Origin of the sequence: Haloferax mucosum ATCC BAA-1512 (assembly GCF_000337815.1) — an archaeon.
Classification (GTDB): domain Archaea; phylum Halobacteriota; class Halobacteria; order Halobacteriales; family Haloferacaceae; genus Haloferax; species Haloferax mucosum.
Window position 1 is genome coordinate 348,073 of the sequence record NZ_AOLN01000011.1, and the last position, 26,319, is coordinate 374,391.

Here is a 26,319-nt window from a genome sequence, read left to right on the forward strand (position 1 = left end):
GTTCGATAGCCTGACCGCGCTCAAGCCATCCCGAACATTTTCATGACGCCTTCGGCGAGACCGCTGGCGACGAGACCCATCCCCGCGACGACAAATGCGAGACCGGCCGCGACGATTGGCGCTTTGACGGCGACGATGCCGATTCCAGCGAGCAGACAGACGACTCCAACGATACCCTTCGTTCCAAGTTTATCAAGCATATCACGACGGCGTGCAGGGAGTACCCTAAACGCGTCGCTTGTACCGACGGTTCGCGCCGGACAAACGTCGGCGGGTTTAAACATGACGCCATCAAACGCTCGCGCATGAGCGACGACGAGAACGAGCGCCGCCGAGACCTCCGAATGCCGAACGACGACGAAGTGTTCGCCGTCGTGACGAACATGCTCGGTGCCAATCGTATCCGCGTCCGCTGTGCCGACGGCGTCGAGCGGACCGCTCGCATTCCCGGTCGAATGCAAAAACGCATCTGGATTCGAGAAGACGACGTAGTCCTCGTCGAGCCGTGGGACTGGCAAGACGAGAAAGCCGACGTGACGTGGCGTTACGAGAAGTCCGAAGCCGACCAACTTCGCCGCGAAGGCCACATCCAGTAACGAGTCGAGTCCGAGCGCGCCAGCTGTGGGCCGCGCCAGGTCGCACCGACGGTCCGGTGGACGCACCGACAGCGTTCCGAACCCAAGTGAACAGGACGCCAACCGCCGACGAACGCGCGAAGACAGCACCTGTGTCCTTTTCAGCTCGCCTCTCGTAGCTGTAGTCCAATGAGTGACGAGTTCGGCATGGTCGAACCTCAAGAGGGTGAGGCGTTCGGCGACGAGTGGGAGGAGATAGACGTCTCCGACGACGAAGCAGACCGCATCGCACGTCGCAAGGACCGCGATTTCGACGAGTTCAGAATTCGGTTGAAAGACGCCGACCAGTTCAAAGTCGAACAGTCGGTATTCGACGACGCGACCTTCGCCGCCATCTACAAACTGGTTCAAGACGGCTACATCGACGCGTTCGGCGGGCCGATTTCGACCGGGAAAGAGGCGAACGTCTTCGAAGCACTCGGCGGCGAAGAAGACGACGTCGCCGTCAAAATCTACCGTATCAACGCCTCTGACTTCCGCCACATGCGCGACTACCTCGAAGGCGACCCGCGATTCGAAAATATCGGCCACGACAAAGGGCAAGTCGTTCGCGCGTGGGTCAGAAAGGAGTTCGCCAACCTCGAACGTGCCCAACGCGCCGGTGTCCGGGTTCCGAAACCAATCGCCGTCCAGCGGAACGTCCTCGTGATGGAACTCGTCGGCTTGGTCGAAGACCGGGCACGTCGCCTCTCCGAAGTAAACGTCGAGAACCCGCAGACAGCCTACGAAGTCGTCCGTGAGTACATGCGTCGCCTTCACCGTGCCGGTCTCGTCCACGGCGACCTCTCCGAGTACAATCTCATCATCCACGAGGGCGAACTCGTCGTCATCGACCTCGGACAGGCAGTCACGGTCCATCACCCGAACGCCGAGGAGTTCCTCCGGCGTGACTGCCACAACGTGGCTAACTTCTTCCGCCGACAGGGTGCCGACGCCGATGGCGACTCGCTGTACGAGTTCGTCACGGCCGACGAGGACGAATAACCGACTGCGGCGACGTATGCGACTAAGACACGTGGGTCGCGGCCGAGCGAACGCTTAAACCGTTCGGCCGGATACCCAGTGATATGCAGCACGTCAAGGTGCCGCAGGACCGTATCGGTGTTCTCATCGGCGAAGGTGGCTCGACGCTCCGCGAAATCGAGAGTCGTGCGGAAGTCCGACTCGACGTCGATTCCGAAAACGGCAGTGTCGCCATCGACAGCGTCGGCGACCCCGTTCTCGGAATGGTCGCTCCCGACGTCGTTCGGGCTGTCGGCCGCGGCTTCGCCCCAGAGGACGCGATGGCGCTCCTCGACGACGACATGATGATGTTCGAACTCATCGAAATCGACCGACATACTCGAAATAAAAACGACATGCGGCGGCAGAAGGGCCGACTCATCGGCGAGAACGGTCGCACCCGCGAACTCATGGAAGAGTTGACCGGCGCGGACGTTGTCATCTACGGTTCGACGCTCGGCATCATCGGCCAGCCCGAAGAGGTCGAAGTCGTCCGTCGCGCCGTCGATATGATTCTCGACGGTGCCCCCCACGGCGCGGTGTACTCGTACCTCGAACGCAAGCACAACGACCTAACGCGCGGTTTCAACGTCAAGCAGAACGACTGAACTGAGACGCCACCGTCACGAAGACCGTCGCCGACGCGGCACCGGCCCCGTACCGTCTTTCTTTCGCACCCCGTACGGAGAGTCGTGACGACGACTTTCGAGATGGAACACGGGCGGGCCGTGCCAGCCGTCACCGCCGACGAGATGCGCGATGTGGACCGAGTCGCGGTCGAGACCGTCGGTCTCGGACTCCTTCAGATGATGGAACACGGGCGGGCGGACGCTCGCGGAAGTCGCCCGCGAAGCGGCGGCTCTCACCGAGACATCGGAAGCCACCGCGGAGACGGGCGACGACAAAAACACCGAGAGCACCAAAACCGTCGAACGCGGCCGTGGGTCCTAACACGACGCTGACACTGGCGCTCCCGAAGACCGGGAGAGTCTGCCCGGAAGCGACGGTAGGTGACTTGTGTCTCGCCGACATCGGGATTCCGCGTGGCGTGTACGACCATCTCGGAATCGACTACACCGACCCGTTTGACGGGGCGCGTCTGGTGCGGTTGAACGCCGTTAATAAACGCGGCTAACCGCCCGCCAACGCCGGGTCTGTACCCCGACACTGTGATGCGTTTTAGCATACCATTAAGCGCAATGTTTTTATAGAATCACAAACAATCAAGCGATGTCTATGAGCCAGCGAATGCAGCAGGGTCAGCCCATGATCATTCTGGGTGAAGACTCCCAGCGAACGTCCGGACAGGACGCACAGTCGATGAACATCACAGCCGGAAAGGCTGTTGCTGAGGCCGTACGCACGACACTCGGCCCCAAAGGGATGGACAAGATGCTCGTCGATTCGTCGGGCCAGGTCGTCGTCACGAACGACGGCGTCACCATCCTCAAGGAGATGGATATCGACCACCCCGCGGCCAACATGATCGTCGAAGTCTCCGAGACGCAAGAGACCGAAGTCGGAGATGGCACGACGACGGCCGTCATCATCGCCGGCGAACTCCTCGACCAGGCCGAGGACCTCCTCGAATCCGATGTCCACGCGACGACCATCGCGCAGGGCTACCGTCAGGCCGCCGAGAAGGCCAAGGAAGTCCTCGAAGACAACGCCATCGAGGTCACCGAAGACGACCACGAGACCCTCCAGAAGATCGCCGCGACGGCGATGACCGGCAAGGGCGCAGAGTCCGCGAAGGACCTGCTCGCCGAACTCGTCGTCGATTCCGTGCTGGCCGTCAAGGACGACGACAGCATCGACACGGACAACGTCTCTATCGAGAAGGTCGTCGGCGGCACCATCAACAACTCCGAACTCGTCGAAGGCGTCATCGTTGACAAAGAGCGCGTCGATGAGAACATGCCCTACGGAGTCGAGGACGCCGACATCGCCATCCTCGACGACGCACTCGAAGTCCGCGAGACCGAAATCGACGCCGAAGTCAACGTCACGGACCCAGACCAGCTTCAGCAGTTCCTCGACCAGGAAGAAAAACAGCTGAAGGAGATGGTTGACAAGCTCGTCGATGTCGGCACCGACGTCGTCTTCGTCGGCGACGGTATCGACGACATGGCCCAGCACTACCTCGCCAAGGAAGGCATCCTCGCCGTCCGCCGCGCCAAATCCTCCGACCTCAAGCGCCTCGCCCGCGCCACGGGCGGCCGCGTCGTCAGCAGTCTCGACGACATCGAAGCCGACGACCTTGGCTTCGCCGGCTCCGTCGCCCAGAAGGACATCGGCGGCGACGAGCGCATCTTCGTCGAGGATGTCGAAGACGCGAAGTCCGTCACGCTCATCCTCCGCGGCGGCACGGAACACGTCGTTGACGAACTCGAACGCGCAATCGAGGATTCCCTCGGCGTCGTCCGCACGACGCTCGAAGACGGCAAGGTGCTCCCCGGTGGCGGCGCGCCCGAGACGGAACTCTCGCTTGTCCTGCGCGAGTTCGCTGACTCCGTCGGCGGCCGCGAACAGCTCGCCGTCGAGGCGTTCGCCGAAGCGCTGGACATCATCCCGCGCACTCTCGCCGAGAACGCCGGTCTCGACCCCATCGACTCCCTCGTCGACCTCCGCTCGCGTCACGACGGCGGCGAATTCGCCGCTGGTCTCGACGCCTACACGGGCGAAGTCATCGACATGGAAGACGAAGGCGTCGTGGAACCCCTCCGCGTCAAGACGCAGGCCATCGAGTCCGCGACCGAAGCCGCTGTCATGATCCTCCGCATCGACGACGTCATCGCCGCTGGCGACCTCTCCGGTGGCCAGACCGGCGACGACGACGACGAAGGCGGCGCACCCGCTGGCGGCATGGGTGGCATGGGCGGTATGGGCGGCATGGGCGGCATGGGCGGCGCAATGTGAGCGCTCCCGGATAGGACACATACACCCACCACCTGACTCGCGCATCGACTCGAATCGTCGGCCCGATTCAGAACCGTATTTTTCTTGGACTCACCGGTGAGCGACTGCGCCGGAGTTACTGAACCGAGACCGCGAGTACTCCACAGACCGCCTCTACTCGGACGGTTGGCTGTCGATATGGTGAACCACGCTCGGTGAGATGTTCGACAACAAATAACGGCGCGAGGAGTAGCGTGAGTGCCGACAGAAGCGGGTCAACAGCCACGGGAACAGCCTGGGTGAAGCCGAAGTAAGAAGCCAATAAGAGAACACCCACGATGAGACTCGCCCCGTGAAAGACGGTGTTCAACCACTCCTCGTTGGCAAAACTGAACACCAGATTGTACGCGAGGACCACGAAAATCAGCGTCGCCGCGAGGAGACCAACGATATCCCTCATATCTGAAGGAGTTCTCCCGAGGCGATGGAATATTGTTTACGCCTCGCTGTCGCTCGGCAGACTAACACAAACACAAAAAGCGCGACTGACTCCCGCGAGCGAAGCGAGTGGGAGTCAGTCGCGCCCGCGAAGGAGCAACGCGACTGAGCGGGCGCGACGGGATTCGAACCCGCGGCCATCGGATTAGAAGTCCGACGCTCTGTCCAACTGAGCTACGCGCCCTCGACTCCCACAAATCGGCCCTGCAAGAAAAACGAATCGGGTTCTATCCGTCAAACCGATACAACGACGTGACCGCGGGCAACCGGTTGAGCATCCAAATGCCGACCGGGAGTCCGATAATCGTGAGCGTGAACACGACCGCGACGTTCGCCCACAGCCAACCGAGCCACCAGCCGATACACACGAAATAGACAGCGCGAACGAAGAGCGACCGCTGACCCTCGGTGCTCTCGTCCTCGAACTGATAGAGAGGCTCTTTGAGCGACAACACGGTCGGAACGAGGTTGATGAGCGAGATACCGAGCGGGATGCCGATGACCGTTGCGTTCAGGAGCCACGCGATGTTGACGATAGCCGGGGTGGCCCACCAACCGACGAACACGAACCAGAGCGCACGGACGATGAGGGAGCGTTGTCGCATACGACACCTACGGAGCGAGAACCGAAAAGCGACGGGGCAAACAGTGGTTCGAAGACCGCCGCGGCGACGAGGTAGTTCGGCCGCCCGGAGCGACGTGAAGGGAGGGTTTAACAGCGCCAACGCGGTATCACCGGCTATGAGAGTCATCGGGACGGTCGGTTTGCCCGGAAGCGGGAAGGGTGAACTGGCCGACGTCGCCCGCGAAGCAGGCATCCCCGTCGTGACGATGGGCGACATCATCCGCGAGGAGTGTCGCCGCCGCGGTCTCGACCCGGCGACGGACCACGGGAAGATAGCGAAAGCCCTCCGCGAGGAAGACGGCGACGACGCCATCGCCGCGCGCTCACTGCCGGTCATCGAAGGCCACCTCGAATCGAACGACGTGGTGCTCGTCGATGGGCTTCGCTCGGGCGTGGAACTCGACCGCTTCCGCGAGGCCTTCGGCGACGAGTTCGTCCTCGTGAGCGTCGAAGCGCCGTTCGAGACGCGCGCAGAGCGCCTGCTCGACCGCGACCGCGACGCGAGCGACACGGACGTCGAGGCGCTAAAAAAGCGCGAAGCACGCGAACTCGACTTCGGGATGGGCGAAGCGATGGACCGCGCCGACGTGGTCATCGAGAACACCGACACGCTGGAGGCGTACCGCGAGCAAATTACCCTCCTGTTCGAAGACGGTCCGGAGGCCGTCACGGAGGCCGAAGCATGATTTACAGTGTTGACGTTCGCATCGAAGTGCCTGTCCGCGACACCGAAGTGACAGACCGCGTCGGCGACGCCGTCAAGAACCTCTTTCCCGGCACCGAACTCACGCACGAACCGGGAGCACTCGTCGGCGAGACCCACGAGTTAGAGCGGTTTTCGGAGCGGTTGCACGAACAGACCATCCTCGACACGGCCCGCCGCGAGTTCGCAAAGCGAAAAGACGACGACGGCTTCTCGTTCGCGCTGAAAAAGCAGGCCGCCTTCAAAGGTGTCGTCAACTTCGCGGTCGGCAACCCCGACGAACTCGGCGACATCGAGGTGCACGTGACCGTCGGCGACCCGACGGTAGACGAACTCATCAACTACATCGCGCCGCCGACGGAAGACGGGCGGCCAATCGACCCTGACGAGCGATAAGACGAGTAAAGCTCGTTTTCGAACGGTTACGCAACCAACACCGCCACCGCGATAGCGATGAAGACGACTTTCAGTGCCGTGTTGACGGCGATTACTTTGGACCCGAACTCGGGTCCCCAGATGCCGTACTGGAAGGGAATCGACCGCTTGAACGTCGAGACGGCAAAGGAGATGATACCGCCGATGAGCATCGTCGCCACGGCTTGCTTCGGCGAGAACGTCTCGCCGATAGCCGGCGCGATGGCCGCCGCGCCGGTTGTCGTGTCGAACGCGAAGGCGACGACGACCGGGACCGCGGCCCCCGGGAGTCCGACGAGAGTCGTCAGCGGTTCGGCGAGCGTCGTGAACGATTCGAGGTCGGTCGTCCGGAGGACGAGCGTGATAGCCACGTAGACGACGGCGAGTCGCGGGACGATGCGCCGGAGCTTGTTCCACGTACTCCGGGCGGCAGATTCGACGTTCGTCCGAAGCGAATCGTCGTCGGAGTCGAAAGCGGCGTCGGCCGGTGGGGTGCCGGACCCGTCGGTCTCGGTGACCGGTGTGGAGTCGGATGCGACTGCGGTTTTTCGGCTCGAAAGGAGCACTGCCCCGGCGACGACGCCCGTGAGGGTGATTGCGAGCGCGATGGCCGCTCGCGCGCCGACGTACATGAACCCGACTTCGCGGCCGAGGATGGGGATGAGAACCGGCCAGTAGAACGTGAAGATGTGCTGGACGAAGCCGAAAAAGGTGTTGATGGTGACGGCGACGAGGGTCGCTCGGTCGTCGAGAACGCCGGAGTCGCGGAATTCGGCGAGCATCCCGTAGCCCGCGGTCGTCGATGCGGCGGTCGTGACGATGGCCGTTCCGACCTCGTCGGGGAGGTTCGCGGGACCGGTCAGATACCGCGAGAGACCGGCGATTCGCTCGACGAGACCGAACGCGACGACGAGGTTCGCGGCGAAGACGCCGACTGCGATGTACGCGGCGATGCGCGCGACTCGCGGGAGGACCTCGAAGAGTACCGGAAGGATTGCCGACAACTGCACGCAGGAGGGTCTGGTCCGAGCGGACTAATCGGCGTCGGTCACTCCCGCGCCGCCGGAATCGAGCGACGCTAAACCAACAACTGCGCCACGACGAACAGGACGACGACCCCCAACACGTCGCAGACGTTGGTGACGACGGGAATCACCACGTCGTCTGGGTCGAGTCCGAACCGGTAGGCGACGTAAGTCGCGGTGAACGTCACCAACACGGCCAAGACAGCGAGCGAGATGCCGCTGGAGAGCGCGACCACGACGACCGTCCAGAACGTCAACGCGGGGTCGCTGGAGACGACGAGCGTTGCGAGCCACGCTCCGGCACCGATGACCGGGAAGACGGTGATGGCGAGCGCGAGCGTTGCGATTGCGTTTCCGGTGAGTTCGTCGTCGGCGGGAGAAAACGAGAGCGTCCCGAGGTGAAACGACGTGGAGAGCCGGGCCGCGAGTACGCTTCCGAGGTTGCCAGCCGTCCCGATAGTGACCGGCACGAGCACGAGAAGCGAGGGATATTGGAGCAACTGCGCCTCGAAACTTCCGAGGACGAGACCGCTTCCGAGTTCGACGAGCGTGAGTACGAGCAAGACGGGGAGCATCGCGCGAGTGATGTCGCGGACCGTCCACTCGGTCGGCACTCAGAACACCCCCGCGAGCGCGAGGACGGTCCTGACGGCGACGAGCAAAAAGAGGATGCCGAACACGTCACCGGTCGTCGTCACGACGGGACCGACGATTGTGTCCGGATTTCGGCCCCGGCGGTACCCGGCGAAGACGACGGTGACGACGACGACAGTAAGCACGATACCCGAGAGCAGTCCGGCGATGATTGCGATGCCGACGAGAACCGGAAGCGGCGCGACCGCACTGCCGAGGAGCGTCAGGAGGAAAAACGCCACCACGGCGGCGAACGTGCTTGTCAGCACACCGTTTGCGAGTGCGGCCGTCGCGGCGGCACGGAGTCGTTCGTCGCCGCTGGTCACGTGCGGTTCGACGAGTCCCTGATGGAGACCGGTGGCGATGCGAGCGCCGAGCGAGCCGTAGACGTTGCCACGGGTGGCGAGAAGCGCAGGGACGAGCACGAGCAAGCCCGGAACTGCCCGGAGTTCGGCGCGCATGCCGCTGAGGACGACCCCGGCGATGAGACCACCGACGAGACTCGCAGCGAGCGCAGGCAAGGCTTCCTTGTAGGCCTCGACCGCCACGTCGCGCACCGTCATTGTGGGGTGCGACGGCCTCGAACGTTAAAAGTCGGGGGTATCGAGCACGTCTGACTGACGTGGCGTCGGTCGGTTGCGGTATCGAAGTCGAGACGGAAAACGAGCGGGGACGAAGCAGGGTTGCTCAGACGAGACCAACAGAACGGCTTAGAACGGTCCCATACCGCCGAGACCACCCATACCGCCACCACCGCCACCTTGGTTCTGGAGTTTCTTCATCATCCGTTGCATGTCGCCGTCGCCCATGCTCTGGAACTGCTTGATGGTCTGTTCCATCATACGGTGTTGTTCGAGGAGTTCCTGAATCGTCTCTTCGTCCTGTCCGGACCCCTGTGCGATGCGCCTGACGCGAGAGGCGCCGACCTTGCGTGGGTTCTCCAGTTCCTCGTCGGTCATGGAGTCCATGACGACCTCGAACGACCGCATCCGGTCTTTCGTCACGTCCATCGCGTCGTCCGGGAGTTGATCTTTGATGCCGCCACCGAAGCCCGGAATCATGTCGAGGACTTGGTCGAGCGGTCCCATCTTGTTCATCGCCTCCATCTGTTTTTGCATGTCCTTGAGGGTGAAACTCCCCTTCATCATCTCCTCGGGGTCCCAGTCCTCGTCTTCGGCCTGGGTCTCGGTCATGGCGCGTTCGACGCGCTCGGAGAGTTGTTTCAGGTCACCCATGCCGAGCAGGCGGGAGATGAAGCCGTTCGGCTCGAAGCGCTCGATGTCCTGAACGGTCTCACCCATGCCGAGGAAGCCGATGGACGAATCCGTCTCGTTGACGGCGGTCAGCGCACCGCCACCCTTCGCCGTCCCGTCGAGTTTGGTGATGACGACGCCGCCGATGCCGATGGACTCGTCGAACTGCTGGGCCTGCTCTTTGGCACCCTGCCCGATTGCCGCGTCGAGGACGAGCATGTTCAGGTCGGGCTGGACGACCGATTCGATTTCCTCGATTTCGTCGATAAGGTCGTCTTCGAGGGCGTGGCGACCGGCCGTGTCCACGATGTGCACCTCAGCGTCTGCAGTCGCTTCGAGGCCGTCGCGGGCGATTTGAACCGGGTCGTCGCAGTCGGGGTCGCCGTAGAAGTCGACCTCGGCGCGCTCACACATCTGTTTGGCCTGGTCGTACGCACCGGGGCGGAAGGTGTCGGTCTGGATGACCGCCGGACGAAGGCCCTTCTTCGAGAACCACCACGCCATCTTGGCGGAGGTGGTCGTCTTCCCCGACCCCTGGAGACCGGCGAGCATGATGGTTTGCGATTCGAGCGGAATCTCCGTGGATTCGCCGATGAGACCGACGAGTTCCTCGTAGACGATTTTCAGAACGTGGTCACGGGCGCTCGTACCACCCGGCGGCTCTTCTTCGAGCGCGCGGGTCTTGATGGAGTCAGAGAGGTCCATGACGAGACTGACATCGACGTCGGCGGAGAGCAAGGAGCGTTGAATCTCCTTGACGATCTCCTGGACGTCGTCCTCGTCGAGGCGGGACTTCCCCCGTAGCTTGTCGAGACTGCCACGGAGAGAACTCCCGAGATTATCGAGTACCATTGTCCCTTCCTACGCCGTCGCGTCGGTAAAGGCTTTATCCGTCGCGTCCGCGGGCGAACATCTATCGGCCGCGCCGGCGACGTTGCTGACGATGCCCAAAATCCTCGTGCTCGACCAGCCCGCCCACGGTATCCCCACCGAGGAGTACATCGATGCGCTCCGCGAACGGCTTCCCGACGCGACCATCGTCCACCCGAAGACGACCGACGAGACCCTCGACGCGGCCGGCGACGCCGATATCATCACCGGGACGTACCTCTCCGACGACGTGCTCGCCGCCGCCGACAACCTCCGGCTATTCGCCGGTGCGGCCGCTGGCTACGACCACCTGCCGATGGAGACCCTCCGCGAGCGGAACATCGCGCTCACGAACGCCTCCGGCGTCCACGGTCCCAACGTCGCCGAACACGTCATCGGTTGGCTCCTGTTGATTACCCGCCGCCTCGACGAGGGAATCCGCCGCCAAGAGCGCCGCGAATGGCGGTCGTTTCAGGCGATGGGCGAACTCAACGGGGCAACCGTCACCGTCGTCGGTCTCGGCGCAATCGGGCAGGCCGTCGTCGAACGCCTCGACCCCTTCGGCGTCGAGACCGTCGGTGTTCGATACACGCCCGAAAAGGGCGGTCCGACCGACCGCGTGCTCGGCTTCGACGAACTCGAATCCGCCCTCGTGGAGACGGACTATCTCGTTCTCGCGTGTCCGCTGACCGACGACACGCGACGACTCATCGACGGAAACGCGTTCGACGCCCTGCCGGACCACGCCGTCCTCGTGAACGTCGCCCGCGGTGGTGTCGTCGATACCGACGCACTCGTCACGACGGTCCAACGCGGGCGGATTCGGGCGGCCGCACTCGACGTGACAGACCCGGAACCACTCCCGAAGGACCACCCGCTTTGGAACTTCGAGAACGTATTCATCACACCCCACATCGCGGGTCACACGCCGCAGTACTTCACCCGGCTGGCAGAGATTCTCGCGGAGAACGTCGAACTGCTGGCAGACCGCGAGAGTGCCGACGCGACGCTCCGGAACCAAATCCTTCCCGAAACCCCACGTACTTCATCCGGAACGCGCTAGTCAGAACTCATGACTGGCGTCGTGTTTGGCCTGCAACCGGCAACCATGGTCGCCTTCTGCGCCGCGTCTATCGCGCTCATTCTCACGCCCGGCCCAGATACGGTGTACGTCCTCGCTCGGGGGGTACAAGGCAGAAGTTCGGGGATTCGATCGGCGCTCGGCATCGCCACCGGCGTCTTGCTCCATACCGCCGCGGCGACGCTCGGGTTGGCGGCACTGCTTAGAGCCGCGCCGATTGCGTATCGCGCCGTGAAATACGTCGGTGCGCTATATCTCGTCTATCTCGGCATCAACGCCATCCGAAACCGCGAGTTCGACCCGCAGGTGGAGACGAATTCGGGCGGGAGTTTTCGCCGCGGCGTCTTGGTGAACGCGCTCAACCCGAAGGTCGCGCTGTTCTTCCTCGCGTTTCTCCCCAACTTCGCCGGCACGGGAGCGGGCGCGGACAGCAGGATAGCGCTTCTCGGCGCGACGTACGCGGTTCTCACGGCCGTCTATCTCTGTCTCGTCGCGCTCGTCTCGGAGCGGGCGGGGAAAGCACTCGAATCGCCGCGGGTCACGTCACGTCTCAATTGGGTTGGCGGCGGTGTGATGGTTGCACTCGGCGTCGGTCTCGCGGTCGAGTAGCTTCGCACGCCGGGGATTGACATCGTACCCGAGGTGCAAATTACAATTTTGATAATTACGACCGTGCCCTTATCAGCCACAGCTTCATGTCGGATAATACACGTACGCACACGGACGAGTCGAGTCATTCGGACATTCAATTTCAATATCAAAATAGATTCGTGGACAAGAACGCTCGTAATACGCTCAAGCTCTTTTTCGTCGGTGTCGTGGTTCTCTCCACGATGGTCGTCGCGCCGGCCGCGACGACAGATATCGGCTTCGGGGCGGGTGTCGTGTCCGCGGCGTCCGCGCCGACCATCTCGGACTTCACCGTCGAAAGTAAATCCGGCCGCACCGTCGAGTTCAGTTTCACCTCCTCGAAGGAGTTAGAGGACATCAACGTCGCGTTCTACAACGCCTCGCTGAATCCGACGACAGAAGAGAAGTTCATCGACTACGCGATTACTGATTCCATATTTTCGACCGGGGACACCTCTGCTCCGTACCGGTACACGGCGACCTACACGGCGTCAGCAGACAGCACCTACACCGCCGAACTGCTCGTCGCCAAGGGCCAAGACGGAAACAACGGCGCGAGCGGCGAAGAACGAACTGTCATCGTCGATTCCGGGCCGCCGTTAGTTTCGAACCTTGCTGTCACCGACGACGCCGACGGCAACGGCTACGTCACGGCTGGTGACGATGTCACGGTCAGCGCGACTGTCGTCGAAAACACGACGAGCATCGACTCGGTGACGGCCAATCTCAGCGCGTTCGGTGCAGACGCCGCCGAACCACTCAGTCATACGGGCGGCGACACCTACGAGACGACAATCACCGTCGGTTCGGGTGAGACGCCGACCGAAGGCAACCACTCGGTGACGCTCACCGCGACCGACACCGACGGCACAGGAAACGAAGGGAACACGACGAGCGCGACGACGCTGACCATCGACACCTCGACGCCGTCGGTCTCGAACGTGCAGTTCACCGGGAGCGCGGTCCAAGACGACGTGCTCAACGACGGCGACACGTTCGGCATCGAAGCCGCCATCACCGACGGCCCGGCGGGACCGACTCTCGACGGGTCGAAACTCACGGCCGACCTCTCGGCGTTCGGTGCCGGTTCTGCCGTCGTCCTCACGAAAGACACCGGAAACATCTACACCGCGACGGCAACTACCGACGGCGCGGCGGCCGCACCTGACGGCTACTACAACGCGACCGTCACCGCGGTCGATTTCGCCGGGCAGTCGGCGTCGAACGAAAGCGCGGCGGTCGCAATCAGCGCCCCGCCGGACATCACGTCCTACGCCGTCACCAACCCAAGCGGCCAGAATCTCACCGTCAGTTTCGACTCCTCGGAGACGCTGGCCGACATCGAGGTGTCCGTCAGCGGCCCGAGTACGACGACGCTGACAGCGTCCGATTTCGCCGAATCCGGCGGCACCTACACGGCGACGTGGAACACGACCACCGAGGGAGATTTCACCGCCGACCTGCTCGTCGCAAACGACTCAACCGGCCAGAACGGCGCGGGCGGACGGTCGGGAGCCACGACGGTAGACACCATCTCGCCGTCGATGTCGAACGCGACGCTACTCGACGCGGCCGACGGCGACAGCGTTCTCGCCGACGGTGACGACTTCCGTCTCGACGTGAACGTCTCGGATGCGACGAGCGATATCGCCAGCGTCACCTTCGACGGGCGAGAGTTCGGCTGGGGGCACCTCGGCGAAAGCGAGACGCTGACCGACGGCGACGCCGACGGCGTGTACGACGCGACGGCGACGGTGAAAGCCACGAACGCGGCCTCGGACGGAAGCTATTCCGTACAACTCACCGCCACCGACGCCGAAGGCAACGTCGAATCCGTGACGACCGAGACGCTCGTTCTCGACACGACGGACCCGACGCTCTCTGACCTCTCGATAACGGACGCGACTGACGGCGACGGCATCGTCGAAGACGGTGACCAAATCGAGATTCGTGCGAACAGCACCGACGCGACGAGCGGCGTCGTGAACGTCACGGCCGACGCCTCCGCGTTCGGCGCGGGACCAGCCGTGAAACTCACCGACAGCGGCGGTGGCACCTACACCGGGACCGTCACCGTCGACGAAGCGGATTCCTCCGGCGAGGGCGACTACGGCGTTACGGTGACAGCGACCGACGACGGCGACAACGAACGCACGGATTCGACGGGGACGCTCGCGCTGAACACCGCGCCGCCGACCATCACGAATCCGACGGTGACCGACGCGACCAACGGAGACGGCGTCGTCGCCGACACGGATTCGATAACCGTCTCGGCGACCGTCACCGACACCGTTACCATCTCGTCCATCACCGCGAATCTCTCCGCGTTCGGCGCTGGGTCGGCGGTCTCTCTCACCGACGGCAACGGCGACGACACCTACGACGCGACCGTCACCGTCGATGACGCGACCGCCGACCCCGACGGAGACCACTCCGTCGAACTCACCGCGACAGACGAAAAAAGCAAGATTTCGACCGCGACGACGCCGACCCTGACGCTCGATACGACCGCGCCGAGCGTGGCGGAGGCGACGCTCTCGGACGACGGCGACCGTCTCGTGACCGACGGCGACAGCGTGACCGTCTCGGCGACCGTCACCGACGCGACCACGGCCGGTTCCGTCACGGCCGACCTCTCGGCGTTCGGCGCTGGGTCGGCGGTCTCTCTCACCGACGGCAACGGCGACGACACCTACGACGCGACCGTCACCGTCGATGGCGCGACCGCCGACCCCGACGGCAACTACTCCGTCGAAATCGTCGCGGCCGACGCTCATGGGACCGACGTGACAACCGCGACGGGCGAACTCACCCTCGATTCGACTCCACCCGCGTCGTTCTCGCCGAGCGCGGAAGACGCGACGAACGGCGACGGCGTGGTCGGCGACGGCGAGTCGATTCGCGTCACTGCGACCGTCTCCGACGCGACGAGCGGTGTCGTGAACGTCACGGTGAATCTCTCCGCGTTCGGCGCTGGCGTCGTCGAACTCCCGCACGACACGGGAAGTACCTACACCGCGACGGCAACCGTCTCCGACGCGACCGCTGGTCTCGACGGGAATCACACGGTCGTCGTCACCGCGACCGACGCGGCCGGAAACGACCGAAACCAGTCCGCTGGCGAACTCACGCTCGACACCGACGCGCCCGTACTCGACGACGCGGAACTGACCGATGCGACCGACGGAAACGGCGTCGTCGCCGACGCGGACGCGCTGACCATCTCGGCGAACGTGACCGACGCGACGACGGTTCGGAACGTGACGGTCGATGCGTCCGCGTTCGGCGCGGGCGACGTCACCCTGACGAACAGCGGCAGTGACCGCTACGACGCGACTATCAGCGTCGATGGCGGAAACGCGACGCTCGGCGCGCACTCGCTCACAATCGTCGCCGAAGACGCACAGGGAAGAACCCAGACGGCAGGGACCGGAAGTGTGACCGTTGACACCGCGGCACCGACTATCTCGGACGTGAGCGTCGGTGACGACGGCGACAGAATCGTCGGCGACGGCGACGACATCACGGTGACAGCGACCGTCTCGGACGGCGAAAGTAGTATCGAGACCGTAACGGCCGACTTGACCGAGTTCGGTCTCGGCTCAGGAGTCGCACTCGGACACGCGTCGGGCAACACCTACGAGACGACGGTCCCAGTCGATGACTCGGCCGCCGACCCCGACGGCAACTACAGTATCACAGTCACCGTGGCCGACGCCGGGTTCAACACCGAAACCGGTACGACCGACCCGCTGACGCTCGATACGACCGCACCGACACTCTCGAACGACGCTGTCACCGATTCGACCGACGCAAACGGGGCCGTCGATGGCGGCGACGAACTCACGCTCGACGTGACGGTCGCCGACAACACGACTGTCGCAACCGTCACCGCGGATGTCTCCGCGTTCGGTGCCGGGTCGGCGGTGCCACTCTCCGATGGCGACGGCGACGGCACATACGACGCGACAGTCACGGTCTCGGAGGCGGGAACGTCCGACGGGGCACACGACGTCACCTTCACCGCGGTCGATGCGGCCGACAACGAGGGGATGACGACGGTCGGCGGACCGACTCTCGACAGCGCATCCCCGTCGCTGTCGAATCCTACGCTCACGGACGCAACTGACGGCGACGGCGTCGCTGCGAACGGGAGCGACCTCACCGTCTCGGTCGAAGCGACCGACCTCACAGGCGTCGAGTCGGTCGTCGCCGACGCGTCCGCCTTCGGCGCGGGGTCGGCAGTCACGCTCTCTGACGCCGACGGCGACGATATCTACGACGCGACCGTCACCGTCGATGACACCGGGACCGCGGCGGACGGTGCCCGCGGCATCACGATTCAAGCGACCGACGGACAGGGGAACGCACAGACCGTCAGCACGCCGCAACTGACGCTCGACACGACCGCCCCGTCGCTCTCGAACGTCACACTCACTGATACGACCGACGGCGACGGCACCGTAAGCGACGGTGACGTGCTCGTCGTCTCCGTGGACGCCGCCGACGCGACGACAGCAGTCGCGGCGGTCCTCGCCGACGCGTCCGCCTTCGGCGCGGGGTCGGCCGTGAAACTCACCGACGGCGACGGTGACGGGACCTACGAATCGACGCTCGTCGTCGACGAAAGCGGCGTCCCGGCTGACGGTGACCGCGCCGTCAGCGTCACCGCGAACGACACCGGCGGAACCGCACAGACCGCGGCGACCGGCACGGTCACGCTCGATACGGCGCCGCCGGCGATGAGCGGTCTCTCGCTCACCGACGCGACCGACGGCGACGGCACTGTCGGCGTCGGCGACTCGGTGACAGTCAGCATCACCGTCACAGACGCGACGACCGCGGTCGAGTCGGTGACGGCGTATCTCTCCGACCTCGGCGTCGGGTCGCCTGTCGAACTGACCGACGGCAACGGCGACGACACCTACGAAGCCACCGTCGCGGTCGGCTCCGGCGCGTCCGGCGGCACGCAGTCCGCGACGTTCGTCGTCGAAGACACGGTCGGAAACGACGACAGCGGGACGACGGCACCGCTCACCGTGAGCGCTACCGGTCCCGTCGTGACGAACGCGACGCTGACCGATGCGACCGACGGCGACGGCGCGGTCGATGACGGCGACGTGCTCGAAATCAGCGCGAACGTGACCGACGATACCGGCGTGACGGCTGTCACCGCAGATGCGACATCGTTCGGCGCGGGAGCGGCCGTCGCGCTGACCGACGGGGACGGCGACGACATCTACGACGCGAACGTCACCGTTGACGGCGCGGCCGCCGACGACGACGGCGACTACGACGTCGAACTCGTCGCAACCGACACCGAGGGCACCGACCAACACGAGTGGACGAACACGCTCGCGTTGAACACGCCACCGGACGTGTCGAAGTTCACGGTCGAAAATCCGACGGGAGAGACGGTTCGAGTGAGTTTCAGCGCCTCCGAAGCGCTGACGAACATCACGGTGACCGTCTCCGGCGCGGAGTCGGCGACGCTCTCGACAGACGCGTTCACGGCAGTCGGGTCCGGCTACGTCGCAACGTTCGAGCCGAGTGCAAGCGGTACCGTGACCGCGACGCTCTCGGCGGCGACCGACGCGACCGGCAAAGACGGCGCGAGCGGACAGTCCGATAGTATCTCAATCCAAGTGGACGACAGCGACGACAGCGACGACGGCGGAAGCGGCGGTGCAGGCGGTTCCGGCGGCGGTTCGTCCGGCGGTGGGTCATCGGACGGCGGAGACAGCAGTCAAAGCGGAGGTGGCTCGAACGACGACGGGGACGGTCGCTCGCGTCCCGACACCGTCGTTCGCGTCGAAGACGACGAGACCAACGAGAACGTGACGAACGTCTCAGTCGGGAATCCCGCACGAGACAAGCCGGTCGCGGTCGATTTCGACGGCCGTGTCGAAACCGGCGGGATGAATCTGACGCGACTCACAGTGACGACGAACCGCGCGTCCAACTACTCCCTCGCCGTCGCGGGCGACGCACCGCTTCTCGACACGTCGGTCTCGGAGACGACAGTCGATGTGACGACGTCGAACAGAACGGCCTCGCCAGCCGAAGATGACGCCGACGAGGCTAACGACTCTGGCGAGGCGAACGATGGCCCGACGACCCGGTTCGATGGCGTCGTCCTCGGGTCGCTCCGAGTTGACCACGAAATCGACGATTCGACCATCGACGCGGCCGCCTTCACGGTTGCCGTCGATGCCGACCGACTCGCTCGGCTCGGTGTCGAGGCGGACGAACTCTCTTTGTACCGGTTCCACGGCGACGCGTGGAATCGCGTCGAGACGACTGTCGAAACGCGAGACAACGGAACGCACAGGCTCCGAGCGAACTCGCCCGGTCTCTCCCGGTTCGTCGTCGGCGTCGAATCGGGCGACTTGCTCTCCGTGGAGGGTGCGACCCTCTCCCGGCCGAGCGTACCTGCTGGACAGTCGCTTACGGTGACGGCCGAACTCACTAATCCCCGCGGCTTCGGCGTGAAAAAGACCGTCGCGGTGACGGCAAACGGGACCGTCGTCGGGTCGCGCGACGTGACTCTCGGCGCGGGCGAGCGGGCGGTCGTCGCGCTCGACGTCGAACTGGAACGCGGCGGCGTGACGAACGTGTCGGTCGATGGCGTGTCGGCCGGGACCGTGACCGCCCGGACTGACGAGACGCCCACGCCGGAGGCGACGACGACCGAGAAGGACGACGAGACGACACCGCCCACGGAAGCGACCACCGAGCGGTCGACGACGACCGAGACGCCCGGATTCGGCGCTGTCGTCGCAGTCGTCGCAGTCGGTATCGTCGCGCTCGTTCGAGGTCGGCGACGTCGGCGGAAGTGACGCGGACGCGACTGAGACGACGCTGGCGCGACGTTCTGTCGGAGCGATAGTAGCGTTTGCAAGTCATTGCACACTCGATAGACCGCTGTCGTTCGATCGGCTGTCAGCAGTTGCAAACGCTACTATAGTAGACTGATGTCAGTGTTGCAACGCGCAAAAATGAGACGACAGACGGCCGACGGACCGTCGTGTTCGGTCCCGAGCGGTTACTCCTCGTCTCCGAGAAGTCGTTCGACCATCGCTTCGGGGTCGAACCGTTCGATGTGGTCGTAGCCCTGTCCGACGCCGAGGAACAGGATTGGTTTCCCCGTGACGTACGCGATAGAGATGGCCGCGCCGCCGTTGGAGTCGGCGTCGGCCTTCGTGAGAATCGCGCCGTCGATTGCGGCCGCGTCGTTGAACTGGCGAGCGCGTTCGACCGCGTCCTGTCCGGCGACGGCCTCGTCTACGAAGATGGTGAGGTCCGGGCCGACGACGCGGTCGATTTTCTCCAACTGCGCCATGAGGTCGTTGGAGGTGTGAAGACGACCGGCCGTGTCGCCGAGCACGATGTCGATGTCGTGCGCCTCGGCGTATTCGACGGCGTCGTAGATGACCGCCGCCGGGTCGCCACCCTGCTCGTGGGCGATGAGTTTCTTGTCGAGCGCGTCCGCGTGCTCACGAATCTGCTCGTTCGCACCGGCGCGGTAGGTGTCGCCGTTGGCGAGCACCGTCGAGTAGCCCTGTTTCTCGAAGTAGCGAGCGAGCTTGGCGATGGTCGTCGTCTTCCCGACGCCGTTGATACCGGTGAAGATGAGCGTGACCGGTTTGTCCGCCTCGGCGATGCGCTGGTCGAAGTCGAACTGGCCGACGCTGATGACTTCGTAAAGTGCGTCGTGAAGCGCCTCGGAGACGAGCTGGCCCGTACTCTGGACCTGCTTTCGCGTCTCGCCGATGAGTTTCCCGCGGATGGTGTCGAGAATCTCCTCTGCGACCTGCATCTCCACGTCGCTCTGGAGGAGCGCCATTTCGAGTTCCCACAGGGGGTCTTCGAGGTCTTCTTCCTCGATGACGACTTTCCCGGTAGCAAACGCGGCGGCGCGCTTCAATCGGCTCGCACTGGACGAATCGTCTTCGTCCTCGTTCGACAGCGCCGCTTTCGCGGCGTCGGAGGCGAGCGACTCCGGAATGTCGTCGCCGTCAGCGTCGCGTTCGGCCTCGCGTTCGGCGGCCGCCGACGCAGGTTCCGACGCCGATTCGGGTTGGGATGCCGTCTCGGTCGCCGGACTGTCGGTCGATGCAGTCGCCGACTCGGTTCCGGTTTCGGCTCCCGTCCCATCGTCGGTGTCAACCGCGGCGTCAGCCTCGGCCGTCTCCGTGGTGGGTTCGGCTGGCTGTGTCTCGGCGTCGGTCTCGACAGCAACCGAGTCAGTCGCCGTGGGGGTCGTCTCGGTGGATTCGGCATCGACCGCGTCGGTGTCGGCGGTCGTCGCCGCATCGGGAGCGTCCGCTTCCGCGTCGGCGTCAGCGTCCTCAGCGGCCGCTTCTGCCTTCTCTTCGGCGGTATCTTCGACGTCTTTCCGGAAGCGGTTGAGTTTCTTCTTCAGTCCGTCGAACATCTGAATAGTGAGGTAGTGAGGTTACTCGTCGTCGCCGTCGTCGCCTTCGCCCTGCATCTGTTGCATCTGTTGCATCTGCTGTTGCTGCATCTGCTGTTGGGCCTGCATCGCCTGCTGTTCGATTTCGTCGCTTTCCTCTTCGAGGTCCTCGATCTGTCCGCGGATGCTGGCGATTTCCTCGTCGAGCATGTCCTGCTTGCGGTGCAGGGATTCGATAGCGGTCGTCTGGTCCTGTTCGGCCGCGTAGTTGGCACCGAGCGAGACGATAATTTCGTCGATGTCCTGTACTTCGGCGCGGAGGTACGCGTCACCGCCGAGCGGGACCTGCACGGTCGAACCGGTTTCGAGCGTCTCGATGGCTTCGACTGCCTCGTCGATTTCGGCCTTCTCGTCGTTGAGGTCCGAAACCTCAGCTTTGAGGGATTCGATCTCCTCGTCGAGAGCCTGCAGTTCCTGGGAGAGCTGTTGGAGTTGCTGCTGACCGCCACCACCCATCATGCCGCGGACACCTCAGTGAGTTCGACCTTCGTGCGCTTGATTCCGTGTTCGCTTCCGATAAGCGAGTACGCGTGTTCTTCTGCGACGTTCTCGTTCGGCGCTTCAACGGTCTTCGTGAACTCGTGGACCACACCACGGCTCGTGAAGGTACCCGCAATAATGAACTGGCTCATGCACGTCGGTCTGGTGGCAAGCGGGAAGAGTCTTCCTACTCGGAGCGAAAAGAAACCGCGAAACGGGCGGACGCGAGGCCCTCAGTCGATGTAGTCGAGGGCGTCTTCGATGCGACCCAGTTCCGGGCCGGTCGTGTCGTCGCCGACGATGTAGCTCTCGTCGGTGGCGACGAGGCCGGAGCCGACGAGCGGTCCGCCGTAGTTGATAGTGCCGATGTCGGCGCGAACGTCGAGAAGCGCTTCGATAGCTTCGAGTTCGGGTTCGCGCGATTTCGGATGGCAGAGGACGCCACGGTTGTTGGCGACGGCCGCCATCCCGACGGTTCGAACGTCGGCGAGGTCGCCGCGTTCGACGGGCACGTCGAGTGCGTCTTCGACGGCTTCAACGGCGTCGTCGGAGAGGTCCGCGTGGACGTACGCGCCGTAGTCGTTCGCAAGAACGACGTTTCCGGCGGCGTTGATACGCCCGGGAAGCTCGTAGACGGGGAGGTCTACGGTGTCTTCGATGGCCTCCTTTTCGCGGGTCGTCGCGCGACTCGAAACGAGAAGACCGTTCTCGTTACCGGTCGCTAGCGCACCGACAGTGCCAGACCCGCCGATAGTCGTCTGGACCGCTGGCACGTCGAGTTCTGCGGTCATCTGCTCGACGAGCGAGTCGTCGGCATCCGGGCGAACGAGAAGCACGTCGTCGGTAGCCCGAGCGAAGACGCCGATGTAGGACGAACCGGCGAAGGAGGCGCGGAGCACTGTTTACTCGGCCGGTTCGGCTTCGACGATCGACTCGCCGTCCTCGTCGAATCGAGCGGCGCGAACGCGGAACTTGCTCGGCGGGCTCTGCCGACCGTGCGCCCAGATGTCCTCGTTGATCTGAGAGTCGAGACGCACGTTGTCGGCTTCGACCTTGAAGTGCTTGGCGAGGTGTTCGCGGATGAGCTTCATGGCGCGACCTGCGCGCTCGTGGGACGGCACTGCTTTCACGTCTCGGAGCGGGACGGTGACGACGCGCTCCTCGAAGTCGTTTGCGCTCATTGCTTACTCGTCCGTGTTGCTCCGCCGCCAGTTGCGACGCTTGGGGTTTCGGGAAACTTCCATGTCGGTCTTGAGCATGACCCACGCGGGGACACGACTGTTCTGGCGTTCGAGCTTCGCCAGACGCTTCTTCTTAGCCTTCGACTTCTTACCCATAGTGGGCTACACTTTCCATCCTCCGCATAAAATCTTGTTCCTTCGCGTTTTAGCAGTGTGAGATGCGCCCGCACGTTGGGGTGCGGTCCGATTGACATCCGAACCGAAGCGCCGGGGTTCGAAGAACGGAACATTCCGGGCACAGCCGCCGGTTCCGGCACGATACAACCCAACCGACCCATTCAGTACCGTCGGCGAGAAATCCCATGACGAATGAGTCGGGGCCGTACACTCGCCGTCTTCGTGGCGCTTTCCGCGGTTTGGGGGAGCGCCTTTCTCGCCACCGATATCGCCCTCGAAACGGTTCCGCCGGCGTTTCTCGGAGCCGTTCGGTTCGACGTTGCGGCCCTCTTACTGTTCGCGCTCACCGTCGTCCGCGGCGACCGGTTCGTCCCCGCCGGACGAAACGAGTGGCGACCGATTCTCGCCGGTGGCGTGTTCAGCATCGGCGCACACCACGCGCTCTTGTTCTCCGGGCAGGTCTACATCCCCGGGTCCGTGGCGTCAGTTCTCCTCGGCATCATCCCGCTCGCAACGCCGACGCTCACTCGACTGACGGCGACACAGGAGCAACTCTCTCCGCTCAAGGCGACAGGGCTAGTACTCGGGTTCCTCGGCCTCGTCGTCATCGCCAACCCAGACCCCGAAAACCTGTTCTCGTCGAACCTCGTCGGCGCGGTGTTGGTGTTCGGGTCGGCAATCGCATTCGCGCTCGGCGCGGTCCTCACCCACGACAGCGAGACGGACATGTCGTTGCTTTCCGTTCAAGCGTGGATGATGCTCATCGGTGCTGTGACGCTCCACGTGACGAGTATCGCGCTCCCGTGGGAGTCCGCCGCGACCGCAGTCTGGAACACGCACGCGCTGGTCGCCACGGGCTATCTCGCAGTCATCGCCGGCGCGGGCGGCTTCCTCCTGTACTTCTGGCTTCTCGACCGAATCGGCCCAATCGAGGTGAGCATTCTGGAGTACGTCATTCCGCTTTTCGCCGCGCTCGCGGAGTGGGTCGTCGTCGAGCGAGCGCCGACGCGGACGACTGTCGCCGGGTTCGTCCTCATCTTCGTCGGGTTCGTCCTGTTCAAACGAGAGGCGATTCGCGGCGAGCTTCGGCGCGTCATCGACCGTCGAAGGCGGCGTGAACCGACGGACGACTGATGCACCGAGGAGAAAGCGGAGACGAGAACGTCGAACAGAAGACAAAACACCGAACAGGAGACAGGAACGCCGAATCCGCCACTTACAGCGAAAACCGCGTGACAGTCTCGTAGTCGGGACCGGCGGAACCGAGTTCGCTCTTTTTCAGTCGGACTTCCGGGACGCGGAACGTCCCAATCGTCGGCGATTCCCGCTCGACGACCCGTCTCACGTGATCTTTTCCGCGGGCATCGTCCAGTCGAGCGAGCGTGACGTGAGGCGAAAACTCGTGGGCTTCGGCGTCGAAGCCGAGAGCCGTCGTCTCGCGTTCGAGCGCCTCGTGAAGCCGCGTCATCTCGGGTGCACCGTCGGTGACACCGGCCCAGACGACCCGTATGTAGTCGAGCGAGGGGAAGACGCCGAGTCCGCTGACTTCGGCCTCGAATGGCTCGACATCGGCCGCTTCGATGGCGTCTTCGACCGCGTTTTCGACCGTATCGAGTCGGTCCGTCGGCGTCTCACCGAGGAATTTCAGCGTGACGTGCGCCTGTTCGGAGTCGGTCAACCGGAGGCTTTCGGCGTCTGAGAGCAGTTCCTGCACTTCGGCGACGCCCTCCGAGAGCGACGGCGGAAGGTCGATTGCGAGGAACAATCGCATGAGAGACTAGTCGGTCGAATCGAACTTAACTGTCTCCCGGCGACAGAGACGCATCGTCTGTTGGCGTCGCCAGCGACCGTCGGTATCTATCGGGAGGACCGTCAGCAGTCGAAAGCGTCGCTCGTCGAAGTCGTTTCCCGTAAAAATCATCATCCCTCGAAGTCGTCCGCACCGCCGCGTTCGGTGGTCGGGCCGTGGTCGAGGACAGCCGCCCGTTCGTCCGGCGGGACCCACGTCCGGACGAGACTGGCGAGCGCGTCGCCGACGAAGGTCGCTTCGTACACGTCGGGCATGGACAGACCGGTCCAGAACTCGTAGCCGTATCGTGGGTCGTAGGCGTTGAACACGAGCGCCATGAGCGTTCCGTGGGTGCCGACGACGACGTGGCGACCGGGGTAGGCCTCGACGAGTCGGTCTACGGCGGCCACGCCGCGGGCTTGGGCTTCGGCGTGTGATTCGCCACCGGGATGGGACGCCGTGGGGTCCGCCCACAACTCCTCGACGGCCGCGTCGAAGTCCTCGACGTGTCGGCCCGCGAGTTCGCGTTCACGAAGGTCCTCATCAACGACCAGCGGTACGTCGGCGGCGTCGGAGACGCCCGTTACGGTCGCTCGGGCGCGTTCGTACGGACTCGTGGCGACGATATCGGCGACATCGGCGAGGTGGGCAGTCACGCGTGCGGCGTCGCGGCGACCTCGACGGGAAAGCCCGCGGCTCCGTTCGGCATCGGGTATGTACGGCGAGTGGGCGTGCCGGACGAACGAAACTACGGTCATCGAGGGCGCAGTCATTCGCAGACGGTCACCTCTGCGAGGCTAAAAAGCGGTCGGTGTCGCCGCTCTGACGTAGCGTTTAACCGCCGTGACACCCAAACCCGGCTATATGACCGACGACGGCAACCGACCCCACCAATTCTCGGAAGGCCAGGGGTTCGACGAGGACTACTCTGATTTCTCGCTCGACCCGCCGGAGCTTTCGGTGGACCCGACGAAGGTCGATCCGGTCGATTCACGCGTCCTCACCGACATCCTCGACGAGCGTAACATCGACCCCGAGGACGTCGATGTGGAGCAACTGCTCGACGTCGGCCTCTCGTATATGCAGATCAATCGCTTCGAGGAAGCCACCGAAGCGTTCGAGCGCACCGCTCGATTCGCGGACGACGGCTCCCCGCTCGCACAGGAGGCGTGGGCGAACAAGGGCGCGGCACACGCGCAACTCGAAGAGTGGGACGAGGCAATCGGGTCGTACTACGAAGCGCTCGACATCGACGACGACGGCGAACACGCCGCGACGGCTCACACGAACCTCGCGTACGCGCTGTGGGAGTCCGGCCAGACCGCCGACGCATTAGACCACGCAGAGCGCGCCGTCGAACTCGACCCGCGCTTCCCGCAGGCGTGGTACAATCGCGGCTTTTTCCTCCACGAGCGAGGGCTGAACGAAGACGCCGTCAACGCCTTCGACAACGCGATTCGTCTCGGAATGCGCAACCCGACGGTCCACGAGGAGAAGGCGCGCGCACTCGAAGAACTCGGCCGCGAGGAAGAAGCAGAACAGGCACAAAAGCAGGCTGACGACATCCGCGAGCAGGCCGAAGCCGAACTGGTCGAGGATTACTGATGCTCCTCCGCGAACGAGAGACGCCCGAAGGACTCCTCGTGTCGGTCTGTGACTCCGACTGCATCGGCGAGACGTACACCGACGGCGGTGTCTCGCTGGACGTGACCGAGGACTTCTACGGCGGCGACGAAGCCGAAACCGTCGATGAAGACACCGTCGTCGAGAGCCTCACCCGCGCGACCGTCGCCAACATCGTCGGCGAAGAGTCCGTCTCCGTCGCCATCGACGCCGGACTCGTGGACGAAGCGGCCGTCCTCGAAGTGGGCGGCACGCTCCACGCGCAACTGCTCTGGCTTCGCTAACGCAGGCGTTCTCCGTGCTGGTCTCTCGCCGCACTGCTGTAG

29 protein-coding genes and 1 tRNA gene are annotated in these 26,319 nt (G+C 64.0%); 13 read left to right on the forward strand and 17 right to left on the reverse strand.

From position 1 onward, the window contains the following. Positions 1-20 precede the first annotated feature (20 nt). On the reverse strand, positions 21-200 hold the full coding sequence (locus C440_RS08590; RefSeq protein ID WP_008319989.1) for a DUF7470 family protein: 180 nt from the start codon (positions 198-200) through the stop codon (positions 21-23). A gap of 105 nt (positions 201-305) precedes the next feature. Between C440_RS08590 and eif1A the strand changes: the two genes are divergently transcribed. The 5 genes from eif1A (at position 306) to thsA (ending at position 4,556) form a co-directional block, all read left to right on the forward strand. Continuing rightward, entirely contained in the window at positions 306-596 is a 291-nt protein-coding gene (gene eif1A / locus C440_RS08595; protein ID WP_004058539.1) for a translation initiation factor eIF-1A, read from the forward strand. A gap of 168 nt (positions 597-764) precedes the next feature. Further along, a complete protein-coding gene (rio1, locus tag C440_RS08600; RefSeq protein ID WP_008319990.1) occupies positions 765-1,619 on the forward strand; it encodes a serine/threonine-protein kinase Rio1 in 855 nt (284 codons plus the stop codon). Positions 1,620-1,702: 83 nt separating this feature from the next. Further along, positions 1,703-2,245 (forward strand): KH domain-containing protein, encoded by a 543-nt coding sequence (locus C440_RS08605; protein WP_008319993.1) that lies wholly within the window; start codon positions 1,703-1,705, stop codon positions 2,243-2,245. An 84-nt stretch (positions 2,246-2,329) separates the two neighbouring features. Further along, positions 2,330-2,599 carry a hypothetical protein gene (locus C440_RS18060; RefSeq protein WP_049915555.1) on the forward strand — a complete coding sequence of 90 codons (270 nt, stop codon included), beginning with the start codon at positions 2,330-2,332 and terminating at the stop codon, positions 2,597-2,599. Positions 2,600-2,903: 304 nt separating this feature from the next. After that, positions 2,904-4,556, forward strand: coding sequence for a thermosome subunit alpha (gene thsA, locus C440_RS08615; protein WP_008319996.1), 1,653 nt, complete (start codon positions 2,904-2,906; stop codon positions 4,554-4,556). Positions 4,557-4,671: 115 nt separating this feature from the next. Here thsA and C440_RS08620 read toward each other — a convergent pair whose 3' ends face one another. The 3 genes from C440_RS08620 to C440_RS08630 form a co-directional block, all read right to left on the reverse strand. Then, complete coding sequence (locus C440_RS08620; protein WP_008319998.1) at positions 4,672-4,995, reverse strand: hypothetical protein; 324 nt, start codon at positions 4,993-4,995, stop codon at positions 4,672-4,674. Between the two features lie 148 nt (positions 4,996-5,143). Continuing rightward, a tRNA-Arg gene (locus C440_RS08625) sits at positions 5,144-5,217 on the reverse strand. Positions 5,218-5,260: 43 nt separating this feature from the next. Next, on the reverse strand, positions 5,261-5,638 hold the full coding sequence (locus C440_RS08630) for a YccF domain-containing protein (RefSeq protein ID WP_008319999.1): 378 nt from the start codon (positions 5,636-5,638) through the stop codon (positions 5,261-5,263). A 136-nt stretch (positions 5,639-5,774) separates the two neighbouring features. Here C440_RS08630 and C440_RS08635 point away from each other — a divergent pair, with 136 nt between their 5' ends. Together C440_RS08635 and C440_RS08640 are read left to right on the forward strand one after the other, a co-directional pair. After that, positions 5,775-6,344: an AAA family ATPase gene (locus tag C440_RS08635; protein WP_008320001.1), complete on the forward strand. Its 570-nt coding sequence runs from the start codon at positions 5,775-5,777 to the stop codon at positions 6,342-6,344. Continuing rightward, positions 6,341-6,757: an RNA-binding domain-containing protein gene (locus C440_RS08640; RefSeq protein WP_008320003.1), complete on the forward strand. Its 417-nt coding sequence runs from the start codon at positions 6,341-6,343 to the stop codon at positions 6,755-6,757. The genes C440_RS08635 and C440_RS08640 overlap by 4 nt, the downstream gene beginning before the upstream one ends. 26 nt (positions 6,758-6,783) lie before the next feature. Here C440_RS08640 and C440_RS08645 read toward each other — a convergent pair whose 3' ends face one another. From C440_RS08645 to C440_RS08660, 4 genes are all read right to left on the reverse strand, one after another. Then, positions 6,784-7,785 carry a transporter gate domain-containing protein gene (locus tag C440_RS08645; protein WP_008320004.1) on the reverse strand — a complete coding sequence of 334 codons (1,002 nt, stop codon included), beginning with the start codon at positions 7,783-7,785 and terminating at the stop codon, positions 6,784-6,786. 68 nt (positions 7,786-7,853) lie between these two features. Next, complete coding sequence (locus C440_RS08650; RefSeq protein WP_008320006.1) at positions 7,854-8,414, reverse strand: magnesium transporter; 561 nt, start codon at positions 8,412-8,414, stop codon at positions 7,854-7,856. Then, positions 8,415-8,996 carry a magnesium transporter gene (locus tag C440_RS08655; protein WP_008320007.1) on the reverse strand — a complete coding sequence of 194 codons (582 nt, stop codon included), beginning with the start codon at positions 8,994-8,996 and terminating at the stop codon, positions 8,415-8,417. Between the two features lie 147 nt (positions 8,997-9,143). Continuing rightward, on the reverse strand, positions 9,144-10,538 hold the full coding sequence (locus C440_RS08660) for a signal recognition particle protein Srp54 (RefSeq protein WP_008320008.1): 1,395 nt from the start codon (positions 10,536-10,538) through the stop codon (positions 9,144-9,146). A gap of 91 nt (positions 10,539-10,629) precedes the next feature. Between C440_RS08660 and C440_RS08665 the strand changes: the two genes are divergently transcribed. From C440_RS08665 to C440_RS08675, 3 genes are all read left to right on the forward strand, one after another. Continuing rightward, entirely contained in the window at positions 10,630-11,619 is a 990-nt protein-coding gene (locus C440_RS08665) for a D-2-hydroxyacid dehydrogenase (RefSeq protein ID WP_008320009.1), read from the forward strand. Positions 11,620-11,628: 9 nt separating this feature from the next. Continuing rightward, positions 11,629-12,246: a LysE family translocator gene (locus tag C440_RS08670; protein ID WP_008320010.1), complete on the forward strand. Its 618-nt coding sequence runs from the start codon at positions 11,629-11,631 to the stop codon at positions 12,244-12,246. A 161-nt stretch (positions 12,247-12,407) separates the two neighbouring features. Next, positions 12,408-19,106 carry a PGF-CTERM sorting domain-containing protein gene (locus C440_RS08675; RefSeq protein ID WP_008320011.1) on the forward strand — a complete coding sequence of 2,233 codons (6,699 nt, stop codon included), beginning with the start codon at positions 12,408-12,410 and terminating at the stop codon, positions 19,104-19,106. 206 nt (positions 19,107-19,312) lie between these two features. Here C440_RS08675 and ftsY read toward each other — a convergent pair whose 3' ends face one another. The 6 genes from ftsY to C440_RS08705 form a co-directional block, all read right to left on the reverse strand. Then, a complete protein-coding gene (ftsY, locus tag C440_RS08680) occupies positions 19,313-20,704 on the reverse strand; it encodes a signal recognition particle-docking protein FtsY (protein WP_008320012.1) in 1,392 nt (463 codons plus the stop codon). Between the two features lie 21 nt (positions 20,705-20,725). Next, complete coding sequence (gene pfdA, locus C440_RS08685; RefSeq protein ID WP_049915558.1) at positions 20,726-21,199, reverse strand: prefoldin subunit alpha; 474 nt, start codon at positions 21,197-21,199, stop codon at positions 20,726-20,728. Beyond that, on the reverse strand, positions 21,199-21,375 hold the full coding sequence (gene rpl18a, locus C440_RS08690; protein ID WP_008320014.1) for a 50S ribosomal protein L18Ae: 177 nt from the start codon (positions 21,373-21,375) through the stop codon (positions 21,199-21,201). Before rpl18a ends, pfdA begins: the two co-directional genes overlap by 1 nt. 81 nt (positions 21,376-21,456) lie before the next feature. Then, on the reverse strand, positions 21,457-22,122 hold the full coding sequence (locus C440_RS08695; protein ID WP_008320015.1) for a translation initiation factor IF-6: 666 nt from the start codon (positions 22,120-22,122) through the stop codon (positions 21,457-21,459). A gap of 3 nt (positions 22,123-22,125) precedes the next feature. Continuing rightward, entirely contained in the window at positions 22,126-22,404 is a 279-nt protein-coding gene (locus C440_RS08700; protein ID WP_008320016.1) for a 50S ribosomal protein L31e, read from the reverse strand. Positions 22,405-22,407: 3 nt separating this feature from the next. Beyond that, a complete protein-coding gene (locus C440_RS08705; protein WP_004058569.1) occupies positions 22,408-22,560 on the reverse strand; it encodes a 50S ribosomal protein L39e in 153 nt (50 codons plus the stop codon). A 213-nt stretch (positions 22,561-22,773) separates the two neighbouring features. Here C440_RS08705 and C440_RS08710 point away from each other — a divergent pair, with 213 nt between their 5' ends. Then, a complete protein-coding gene (locus C440_RS08710; RefSeq protein ID WP_008320017.1) occupies positions 22,774-23,715 on the forward strand; it encodes a DMT family transporter in 942 nt (313 codons plus the stop codon). Positions 23,716-23,797: 82 nt separating this feature from the next. Here the strand turns inward: C440_RS08710 and thpR are convergent, their stop codons facing one another. From thpR to C440_RS08720, 3 genes are read right to left on the reverse strand one after another with little or no spacing between them, the layout of a single operon-like run. Beyond that, entirely contained in the window at positions 23,798-24,352 is a 555-nt protein-coding gene (gene thpR, locus C440_RS08715) for an RNA 2',3'-cyclic phosphodiesterase (protein ID WP_008320018.1), read from the reverse strand. A gap of 6 nt (positions 24,353-24,358) precedes the next feature. Continuing rightward, entirely contained in the window at positions 24,359-24,505 is a 147-nt protein-coding gene (locus C440_RS17515; protein ID WP_161605923.1) for a hypothetical protein, read from the reverse strand. Further along, on the reverse strand, positions 24,502-25,143 hold the full coding sequence (locus tag C440_RS08720) for a histidine phosphatase family protein (RefSeq protein ID WP_049915561.1): 642 nt from the start codon (positions 25,141-25,143) through the stop codon (positions 24,502-24,504). The genes C440_RS17515 and C440_RS08720 overlap by 4 nt, the downstream gene beginning before the upstream one ends. A gap of 91 nt (positions 25,144-25,234) precedes the next feature. Between C440_RS08720 and C440_RS08725 the strand changes: the two genes are divergently transcribed. After that, a complete protein-coding gene (locus tag C440_RS08725) occupies positions 25,235-25,975 on the forward strand; it encodes a tetratricopeptide repeat protein (RefSeq protein WP_008320021.1) in 741 nt (246 codons plus the stop codon). Next, positions 25,975-26,277: a DUF424 domain-containing protein gene (locus C440_RS08730; protein WP_008320022.1), complete on the forward strand. Its 303-nt coding sequence runs from the start codon at positions 25,975-25,977 to the stop codon at positions 26,275-26,277. Before C440_RS08725 ends, C440_RS08730 begins: the two co-directional genes overlap by 1 nt. Positions 26,278-26,319: the final 42 nt, after the last annotated feature.